Raw genomic sequence first — 9655 nt, 5'->3', positions numbered from 1 at the left:
CCCGCCGCTTGACCGGCCCGCCCAAAGACCAGGCGGGCCTGGCGGCGCTAGCCTGGCTATCCGTGACCTCCACGCTGTCCCGCTGGCTGCGGACCCTGGGACCGGATCGGCTGGCCGCGCTGCTGGCCCGCCGGCCGGAGACGCTGACCGAGCCGGTCCCCCGCCACCTCGGCGAACTGGCCGGCCGGCTGCAGGGGCGGTTCGGGGTGGCCGAGGCGTTCCAGTCGGTACCGCTGCCCGCCCTGCAGATACTGGAGACCGTGCACGCGTACGGCTGCCGGACCAGGGCGCAGCTCGCCGAACTGCTCGGCGAGGACGGGCTGGACGACGCCCTGGCGGCGCTCGCCGACCGAGCGCTGGCCTGGGAGTACGACGGCCGGCTGTCGGTGGCCGGCGAGGTGGCCAGCGGGATCGGGTACCCGCATCGTCTCGGGCCCGGAGCCGCCGAGCTGCTGGCCCAGCGCACGGTGAGTGACCTGCGCGGCATCGCGGCGCAGCTGGACCTGCCCGACCCGCCGATGAAGAAGAACCTGATCGCCGCGTTGGCCGCGTTCTACGGCGACGCCGACCGGATCCGCGCGCTGACCGGCCGCGCGCCGGCCGAGACCCGGGAGATCCTCGACGCGCTGGCCTGGCACGGCCCGTTGCTCGGCGCCCCGGCGACCGGCTACGGCGGCCCGGCCGGGTCTCGCCACCACGGGCCGGAGGCGTGGGCGGTGCACCACGGACTGCTCGTCCCGGACGGCTGGCAGCAGCTGGTCATGCCGCGCGAGGTCGCGTTGGCGCTGCGCGGTCCGGACTGGCGGCCGCCGTTCGACCCCTGGCCGCCGAGCCCGGCGGCGAGGCCGGTGTCCGCCGAGGCGGTCGCCCGGGAGGCGGCGGCCGCGGCGGGCGCGCTGGTCGACCAGGTCAACGCGCTGCTGGCCGCCGGGCCGATCGCCCGGCTGAAGGCCGGCGGGGTGGGCACCCGGGAGCAACGCCGGCTGGCTCGGCTGATCGGTGCCGACGAGGCGGGGGTACGGCTGGCCATCGAGCTGGCCTCGACCGCCGGGCTGCTGGCCAGCACCCCGGACGAGGTGCTTCCCACCGAGGCGTACGACCAGTGGGCCGCCGCCGAACCGCCGGAGCGCCTGCCCCCGCTGCTGGTCGCCTGGTACCGGCTGACCGCGGCGCCCTGGCAGGACGGTGCGGCGCTGGCCCGCGACCCGATCGGCCGGCTCATGCCGGACCTGCGGCTGGAGCTGATCGCCGCGGCCGCCGCCCTGCCGCCCGACCAGGGCGTGGCCGACGAGTCGTACCTGACCGACGCGGTGCGCTGGCGGGCTCCGGTGCTGGCCGGGTCGTTCGAGGAGCCGGGTGAGTTCATCGGTCCGCTGTGGACGGAGGCGGCCCGGCTCGGGTTGGTGGCGCACGGCTCGCTGACCCCGCTCGGCCGGGCACTGGTCGCGCTGGACGCCGACGCGCTGGGGCGGGCCGCCCGGTCGCTGCTCGACTCGGCCACCGAGACCGCGATCTTCCAGGCCGACCTCACCGCCGTGGTACCCGGCACGCCGGGCGCCGCGCTGGCCCGGCTGCTGGACAGCGCGGCCGACCGGGAGTCCCGGGGTACGGCGTCGACGTGGCGATTCACGGCCGGCTCGGTACGCCGGGCCCTGGACACCGGACAGACGGCGACCGAGTTGCTGGACGCGTTGCGTACGGCTGCCAGCGGCGGAACCCTGCCACAGCCGCTGGAGTACCTGTTGACCGACGTGGCCCGCCGGCACGGGCAGCTACGGGTACGCACGGTCGGCTGTGTCCTGCACGCCGGCGACCCGGCCATCCTGGCCGAGCTGCTGGCCAGCCGCGCACTTGCCGGGCTGGGGTTGCGTGAGCTGGCCCCGACCGTACTGAGCAGCGCCGCCTCGCGCAGGGACACGCTGGAGGCGCTGCGCTCCGCCGGGTACGCGCCGGTGGGCGAGGACTCCTCGGGCGAGCCGCTGGTGGAACGGGTGGACCGGCGCCGGGCGGCGGCCTCGCCCCGGCAGCGTGCGGTCCGGCGGATGGCGGCCGGCGACCTCGCCGACCCCGCCGAGCTGGCGAAAGCGCTGCTCGACGCGCCGGAGCCGGCCGAGTCGGGCGCCGCGCGGGCGCCCGGCGGGCAGCGGCACGGCACCGTCACGGTGGTGGACTTCGGGCAGCCGGCCGCCCCCGAGGCGACGAACACGATGGCGGTGATTCAAGCCCGGGCGACCGCGCTCGACGAGGACGAGCAGCGCCTGCTGGCGCACGCGATCGACTCGGGCGGCGCGGTACGCATCGCGTACGTCGACGGAGACGGGCGGTCGACGGTCCGCGTGATCGAGGAGATCGAGCTGGCCGGCGGGGCGATCGAGGCGTGGTGCCGGCTGCGCGAGGACGAGCGGATGTTCATGCTGAACCGGATCGAGGCCGTGGCACCAGCCTGAGCGGAGCCGGAGCCGGGTTGTGGCGGAGGCGAGCACAGGCAACGAAGATCAGCCTGATTGAGCGGAGCCGGAGCCGGGTTGTGGCGGAGGCGAGCACAGGCAACGAGGATCAGCCTGCCTGATCCAGTTCAGGTTCACCGTTTGTGGTCGAGGACCAGCTTGCCGAACACTTCGCCCGACTCCAGGTGCTCGAACGCCCGGCGCGCGTCGGAGAACGGGTACACCGAGTCGATGATCGGCCGTACCCCCTCGGCGGCGCACAGCGCGAGCAGCGCGGCGAGTTCGTCGCGGGTACCCATCGTGGAGCCGAGGATCTCCAGCTGGAGGAAGAACACCCGGCGCAGGTCGATGTTCGCCAGGTGCCCGGCGGTCGCGCCGGAGACCACGATCCGGCCGCCCTGGTTCGCGCACTTGAGGGAGTGCTCGATGGTCGGCGCCCCGACTGTCTCGATCACCACGTCGACCCGCTCCGGCAGCCTGGCGCCCGGCTCCACCGCGGTGCCGCCGAGGGTCGCGATGCGCTCCCGCTTCTCCGGGTCGCGACTGGTCGCGTACACCCGGGCACCCATCGCCGTGCCGAGCACGATCGCGGCGGTGGCCACTCCCCCGCCGCCGCCCTGGACCAGCACCGATCCGCCGTCCGGCAGCCGGCCCCGCACGCGCAGCATCCGGTACGCGGTCAGCCACGCCGTCGGCAGGCAGGCCGCCTCGGCGAAGGACAGCTCGGCCGGCTTCGGAACCAGGTTGCCCCGCGGCACCCGAACCCGCTCGGCCAGTGTCCCCGGGTATTTCTCCGACAGCAGGGTGCGGCGCGGGTCCATGGTCTCGTCGCCGTACTCCCGCGACCCGATCACCGCGTGGACCACGACCTCGTTGCCGTCCGGGTCCACGCCGGCCGCGTCGCAACCCAGCACCATCGGCAGCCGGTCGGCGGGCAGCCCGACGCCGCGCAACGACCACAGGTCGTGGTGGTTGAGCGAACTGGCCCGGACCTCGACGGTCACCCAGTCCTCGGGCGTCGCCGGCTCCAGTTCGCCGACGGTCAGCCCGGCGAGTGGGTTGTCTGGATCGATCGCGGACGCGTAGGCGGCGAGCATTCTCGGACGCTAGCAGTACCGCTCGCCCGCCGCCCGGTGAAGAACCTCACGCCTGCCGGATGACGCCGTCCCTGACCGCCGCCTTCGCCACCGCGGTCGCGACCGCCGGCGCCACGCGCGGGTCCAGCGCGGCCGGCACGATCGCGTCCGGACGCAGGTCATTGGCCACCACGGCGGCGATCGCGTCGGCCGCGGCCAGCTTCATCCCCTCGGTGATCCGGGTCGCGCCGGCATCCAGCGCACCCCGGAACACACCCGGGAACGCGAGCACGTTGTTGATCTGGTTGGGGTAGTCGCTGCGCCCGGTGGCCACCACCGAGGCGTACCGGGCGGCGACCGCCGGTTCGACCTCCGGCGTCGGGTTGGCCAGCGCGAAGATGATCGCACCCGGTGCCATGCCGGCCAAGCCCTCTTCCGCGATCGAACCGCCGGACAGTCCGATGAACACGTCCGCACCGCGCAGCGCCTCGGCGATTGCGCCGGTACGGCCGGTGCCGTTGGTGATGGAGGCGAGCTCCAGCTTGGCCCCGGCCAGCCCCTCGCGTCCACTGTGGATGATGCCGCGCGAGTCGCAGACGATGACGTTCGCGGCCTGGACGCCGCCGGCGATCAGAATCTTGGTGACCGCGACCCCGGCCGCGCCCGCACCGCTGATCACCACGCGCAGGTCACCGAGCTTGCGGTCGAGCAGTTCGGCCGCGTTGCGCAGCGCGGCGAGGACCACGATCGCGGTGCCGTGCTGGTCGTCGTGGAACACCGGGATGGGCAGCGCCTCGTCCAGCCGGCGCTCGATCTCGAAGCACCGGGGTGCGGAGATGTCCTCCAGATTGATCCCACCGAACGAGGGCGCCAGGGCGGTCACCGTCGCCACGATCTCGTCGATGTCCTGCGTGTCCAGGCAGACCGGTACCGAGTCCACACCGCCGAACTGCTTGAACAGCACCGCTTTGCCCTCCATGACCGGCATCGCGGCACGCGGTCCGATGTTGCCCAGGCCCAGGACGGCGCTGCCGTCGGTTACCACCGCGACAGTGTTGGCCACCCAGGTGAACGTGTTGACGAGCGACTCATCGGCGGCGATCGCCCGGCACACCTCGGCCACTCCCGGCGTGTACGCCAGGGAGAGGTCGTCGCGGGTGGTCAGGGGCACGGTCGCGGTGATCGCCATCTTGCCGCCGCGGTGAAGTTCGAAAACCGGTTCCTGGTACATCGGTAACCCCTCAATGCTTCGTCGCGTTGGGTTTTCGCCGACGGCGCTTACGGTTTGGCCGGCGGCCGCCGGGCCAGCACTGTCGGCCGACGTCGGGCGCGGTATTCGCGGGGGTCACCCGGGTACTGGGCCCGAGCATAGTGCCCGCGCACGCACGCTCCGGTTGCCAGGGTCAACGTCGCCGGATCAGGGACAACCGGGGCCACCAGCGCAGCAGCACGCGACCCACCACGGTCGCCGGCCCGTACCGGCGGGAATCGTCCTGGACGAACGCGTTGTCGCCCTCGACCCACCATCCGTCGTCCACCGGGCGTACCGCCCGCTTGACCATGAGCCCGTCCTGTCCGGCGAATTCCACGATCACCACGTCCCCCGGGCGAACCCGCGTGGTACGCCGTACCAGAATCGCGTCTCCGTCGCGGAGGGTGGGCACCATTGACGGCTCCCGCACCAGCGCTGTGAACCACGAGTCCACGCGGCCCGCACCTCCTCTCAGGAGTAGGGTTCCCGGTGAGAGCGATCATCGCAAAATAGCCAGGAGGATCCTGATGCGACTGCCACGCTTCCTGACCCCGGCCACCGTGGTTCGGGCCCACTGTGACCTTCCCTGCGGCGTGTACGACCCGGCCCAGGCCAGGATCGAGGCCGAGTCAATCAAGGCCATCGACGAGAAGTACCAGGCGAACACCGACCCGGAGTTCCGGACCCGGGCGCTGATCATCAAGGAGCAGCGCGCCGAGCTGGTCAAGCACCACCTCTGGGTGCTGTGGACCGACTACTTCAAGCCGAACCACTTCGAGAAGTACCCGCAGTTGCACGGCCTGTTCAACGAGGCCACCAAGCTGGCCGGCGGAGGCCCCGGCGGGGCGAAGTCGTCGACCGACGCGTCGACGGCTGAGCAGCTGCTCGCCAAGATCGAGGAAATCTCCAAGATCTTCTGGGAGACCAAGCAGGCGTGAGCGCCGCGACCATACGGCCGGCACGTCCCGAGGACGTGCCGGCCATTGTCTCGATGGTCCACGAACTCGCCGAGTACGAGCGGGCACCACAGGACTGTCACCTCACCACCGCGCAGCTGACCGCGGCTCTCTTCGGAGAGCGCCCGGCGCTGTACGGGCACGTCGCGGTCGACGCCACCGGCGAGCCGGTCGGCATGATGCTGTGGTTCCTCAACTTCTCCACCTGGGCCGGCGTCCACGGCATCTACCTGGAAGACCTGTACGTGCGGCCGGAGGCCCGCGCCGGCGGGATCGGCAAGGCGCTGCTGGCCACCCTCGCCCAGATCTGCGTCGAACGTGGGTACGCCCGCCTGGAGTGGTGGGTACTGCACTGGAACCCGGCGCGCGAGTTCTACCACGCGATCGGGGCGGTACCGATGGACGAGTGGCTGCCCTACCGGCTGACCGGTGCCCCGCTCGCCCGCCTCGCCGAGACCGCGAGCCCCCATTCCGGTGGCCCGCAGCCCCCTCGGGACCCTGTCGAAGCCCCTAATCCCACCGTCGCAGCGCAGGGCGCCCCACACGATGTAGCTACTACCCCCTAAAGTCATCCTTGGGGGGGATGGCACCGTTGACTCAGCTCGCACCTGGCGATGCGGCGGCGACGCGCAAAGACGACGTCGTCGTGCTTGTCGTGCCCGCAGACGGGAGCTACCTCGCGGTGCTGCGTACGGCGACCGCCGGACTGGCGGCCCGGCTCCAGTTCACCCTCGACGAGATCGAGGACCTCCGCATCGCGGTCGACGAGGCGTGCGCCATGCTGCTGGCCGTCGCGCCGACCGGAGCCGACCTCACGTGCGAGTTCGAGGTCACACCCGAAGCGCTGGCGATCAACGTCACGGCGCCGGTCAAGGACAGCGCGGCGCTGCCCGGCGGGCAGTCGTTCTCCTGGCAGGTGCTCACCGCGCTGGCCGGCACGGTCAGCACCGAGACCACCGACGAGCAGGCGACGATCCGGCTGGTCAAGAACCGGACCAACCCCACGTAGGACTCGCTGCCGCCCGCTGGGCCGTCGGCAACCGAACTCCGCCGACCGGGCTGCGCAGCCGCCGCGAGGAAGATTCGCGGCTCAGCTCTGCCGGACGCCCGCAGCGGTCGCCGGGCCGCGCCTGCCGGCCCGGATCTGCTCGGGCACCACCGGCCGGTGCGGGGTCCCCGGCCGGGCCGGGTGCAGCCGCGCCAGATGCCAGGTCACCGCGCGTTCGGCCGCCGGACCGTCGCCGGCCGCCACGCACCGGAGGATCTCCCGGTGTTCCGCGTCGATGCCCAGCCAGGTGTTCTGCGGGGCCAGGTCGGCCTGCTGGACCTCTTCGGTGATCGCGTACAGCGGTCCGGTGACCAGTTCGTACAGCGGGTTGCCCGCGGCGGCGGCCAGGGCGACGTGGAAGGCGCGATGCGCGGCCAGCCGGACCGGAAGCTCGTCGTTCTCCGGGTCGAACATGGTCGAGCGCAGTCGCTCCAGGTCCGCCTCGGTGCGCCGCCGCGCCGCCAGCCCGGCGGCCGGCACCTCGAGCATCTCGCGAACCTCCATCAGCTCGGCCACCCCCGCCGCCGACGTCGACAGCAGCAACCGCACCCCGGCCGACATCGACTCGGCCAGCTCGGACGGGTTGGGTACGGCGACGAAGCTGCCACCGGTCACCCCGCGGGTAGTGATGATCAACCGCTGGCTGGAGAGCAGTCGCAGAGCCTCCCGCACGGTGCTCCGGCTGACTCCCCGGTGCGCACACAGTTCGGGCTCGGTGGGCAGCCGGTCACCCGGCCGCAGCACCCCCGAAGTGATCTGGGACCGCAGGTCATCGGCCAGAAGTTGGTACGCGGGAACCCGCGTGTGTTGCCGAACCGTCTCGTCCGCCCGCTGACGCTCGCTCACGGATGGCTAGCCTACGGTACCGCTCAGTGAATACCGAGCGCTTCCCGCGACGACGGCGCCAGGAGGAGTCCGGCCCCGACGAGACCAATGATCATGACCGGTACCCCGATCCAGGCCGCGCCACCGGCGACCATGTAGTACCCGACCGGCACCATGAGCATCTCCAGCACGATCGATGGGCCGCGCGCCCACGCCTGCCGCCGGCGCAACTGCCAGGCGAGCAGCGCGAGTACGGCAGCCAGCCCGAGCGGGAAGACCACCGACACGATGGCGCTCGACGCGCTGACCGTAGGCTGGGTGGCGGCGGCGTACCCGAGGAATCCGGTCGCCACCAGGACCCCGACCGCTTCGACGAACAGCAGCCAGATCGCCGCGCGCAGACTCGCCCGGTCACCGGTCTTCGGCTCAGTCACCACCAGCCCAGGTTAGGGGGTGCCGGTACAGTGCCAGCCATGCGGGCGCTACTGGTGGTCAACCACCGCGCCACGACAACCAGCGGACGGGTCCGCGACGTGCTCGTTCAGGCGCTGCGCAGCGAGGTCGACCTCGACGTCGCCTACACCAAGCGCCGCGGGCACGCCGCCAGCCTCGCCGAGCAGGCGGTCAAGGACGGCGTCGACGTGGTGGTCGCGCTGGGCGGCGACGGCACGGTCAACGAGATCGTCAACGGGCTTCTCATAGACGGCCCGGGCCCGGGCGTGCCGGCTCTCGCGGTGGTACCGGGTGGATCGACGAACGTGTTCGCCCGGGCGATCGGCCTGCCCAACGACTGGGTCGAGGCGACCGGCGTGCTCCTGGAGGCACTGCGCGCCGGGCGGTCGCGCACGATCGGCCTGGGGCGCGCCGACGACCGGTATTTCACGTTCTGCGCCGGCTTCGGGCTCGACGCCGAGGTGATCCGCAAGGTCGAGCAGGCCCGACGCCGGGGCACGACCTCGACGCCGCTGCTGTACTTCCGCGCCCTGGCGGGCCAATATCTCGCCCCGGGGAGCCGTACCCGGGGGCGGATCACGCTCGAACGGCCCGGCGAGGCGGCCGACCCCGACCTGGACACGGTGATCGTGCAGAACACCACGCCGTGGACCTATCTGGGCAAGCGCCCGATCGACGCCTGCCCGGACGCCTCGTTCGATCTCGGGCTCGATCTGCTCGGGGTCCGTTCCCTGCACACGCCCGGCTTCGCCCGTACCCTGGGCCAGTTGCTCATGCCCGACGGGATGGCGCCGCACTCGGCGCGCCTGGACCGGACCCGGGGACCGCACGGCAAGTCGGTGCTCACGCTGCACGACACCGCCGAGTTCACGCTGTACGCGGATGCGCCGAGGGCCCTGCAGCTGGACGGCGATTATCTGGGCGAAAGGGACAAAGTGCGCTTCGTCGCCGTACCGACCGCTCTTCGCGTAATCTGGTGACGAACACTAGGTGTCTGGGACACGGGACACCTGCCGGGAAATGCCGGCAGCAACGAACGTACTGTACTACATTGACTACGAACTGTCGCAAGCCGGGGTATGGGGTACTCGATAATCGCCACAAAGCGGACGTGAGGTCGCTCACCCGCTCAGACTTTTTCTGAGTATCCCTCTTGACATCGCAGTAGTTCGTGAAAGTATTCACAAGCGAGCCGAGTTACGGCCACGTTGCCTGCTCACGCGCTGCTTGTTGCCTAACTAATCGTTAGGTAGTGAGCACCGCGGGACGCATAGAGGAAAAAGCGCAATCACTGCTACCGATTCAAGGAGTGTTGCCGCCATGGACTGGCGCCACCGTGCTGCCTGCCGCGACGAAGACCCCGAACTGTTCTTCCCGATTGGGACGTCCGGCCCGGCCGTCCTGCAAGTCGAGCAGGCCAAGGCGGTCTGCCGGCGCTGTTCGGTGATCGACGACTGCCTCCAGTGGGCTCTCGATTCCGGACAGGACGCCGGCGTCTGGGGCGGAATGAGCGAAGAGGAACGGCGCGCGGTCAAGCGTCGCGGCGGAATGCGTGTGCGCGCTTCGCTGTAGCTTCCACTTCACGTTCCGAACCGACC

At 71.5% G+C, this 9655-nt stretch carries 11 protein-coding genes; 6 read left to right on the top strand and 5 right to left on the bottom strand.

All coding sequences use genetic code 11. The features are described 5' to 3' along the window. A partial coding sequence (locus tag Raf01_RS04790; protein WP_203916468.1) for a helicase-associated domain-containing protein occupies positions 1–2447 on the top strand: 2447 nt, incomplete at its 5' end. A gap of 134 nt (positions 2448–2581) precedes the next feature. On the opposite strand, the gene Raf01_RS04785 is transcribed toward Raf01_RS04790, so the two are convergent. The 3 genes from Raf01_RS04785 to Raf01_RS04775 form a co-directional block, all read right to left on the bottom strand. Continuing rightward, positions 2582–3544, bottom strand: coding sequence for a zinc-binding dehydrogenase (locus tag Raf01_RS04785; RefSeq protein WP_203916467.1), 963 nt, complete (start codon positions 3542–3544; stop codon positions 2582–2584). A gap of 46 nt (positions 3545–3590) precedes the next feature. After that, on the bottom strand, positions 3591–4754 hold the full coding sequence (locus Raf01_RS04780; RefSeq protein WP_203916466.1) for an NAD(P)-dependent malic enzyme: 1164 nt from the start codon (positions 4752–4754) through the stop codon (positions 3591–3593). A 172-nt stretch (positions 4755–4926) separates the two neighbouring features. Further along, complete coding sequence (locus tag Raf01_RS04775) at positions 4927–5229, bottom strand: S24/S26 family peptidase (RefSeq protein WP_275412954.1); 303 nt, start codon at positions 5227–5229, stop codon at positions 4927–4929. A 73-nt stretch (positions 5230–5302) separates the two neighbouring features. Between Raf01_RS04775 and sodN the strand changes: the two genes are divergently transcribed. The 3 genes from sodN to Raf01_RS04760 are packed head-to-tail and all read left to right on the top strand — an operon-like array spanning position 5303 to position 6740. Further along, entirely contained in the window at positions 5303–5713 is a 411-nt protein-coding gene (sodN, locus tag Raf01_RS04770; protein ID WP_203916465.1) for a superoxide dismutase, Ni, read from the top strand. After that, complete coding sequence (locus tag Raf01_RS04765; RefSeq protein ID WP_373319465.1) at positions 5710–6297, top strand: GNAT family N-acetyltransferase; 588 nt, start codon at positions 5710–5712, stop codon at positions 6295–6297. The genes sodN and Raf01_RS04765 overlap by 4 nt, the downstream gene beginning before the upstream one ends. Positions 6298–6314: 17 nt before the next feature. Beyond that, a complete protein-coding gene (locus Raf01_RS04760; protein ID WP_203916464.1) occupies positions 6315–6740 on the top strand; it encodes an ATP-binding protein in 426 nt (141 codons plus the stop codon). A gap of 81 nt (positions 6741–6821) precedes the next feature. On the opposite strand, the gene Raf01_RS04755 is transcribed toward Raf01_RS04760, so the two are convergent. After that, positions 6822–7625, bottom strand: a complete 804-nt coding sequence (locus Raf01_RS04755) for a FadR/GntR family transcriptional regulator (protein ID WP_203916463.1) — start codon at positions 7623–7625, stop codon at positions 6822–6824. Between the two features lie 23 nt (positions 7626–7648). Then, complete coding sequence (locus Raf01_RS04750) at positions 7649–8041, bottom strand: hypothetical protein (protein WP_203916462.1); 393 nt, start codon at positions 8039–8041, stop codon at positions 7649–7651. Between the two features lie 36 nt (positions 8042–8077). On the opposite strand from Raf01_RS04750, the gene Raf01_RS04745 reads away from it, so the two are divergent. Together Raf01_RS04745 and Raf01_RS04740 are read left to right on the top strand one after the other, a co-directional pair. Further along, complete coding sequence (locus Raf01_RS04745) at positions 8078–9037, top strand: diacylglycerol/lipid kinase family protein (protein WP_203916461.1); 960 nt, start codon at positions 8078–8080, stop codon at positions 9035–9037. A 340-nt stretch (positions 9038–9377) separates the two neighbouring features. Continuing rightward, positions 9378–9629, top strand: a complete 252-nt coding sequence (locus Raf01_RS04740) for a WhiB family transcriptional regulator (protein WP_203916460.1) — start codon at positions 9378–9380, stop codon at positions 9627–9629. Positions 9630–9655: the final 26 nt, after the last annotated feature.

It is taken from the genome of Rugosimonospora africana, assembly GCF_016862975.1.
GTDB classification, from domain to species: Bacteria; Actinomycetota; Actinomycetes; order Mycobacteriales; family Micromonosporaceae; genus Rugosimonospora; species Rugosimonospora africana.
This window is presented reverse-complemented; position numbering and strand designations above follow the sequence as displayed.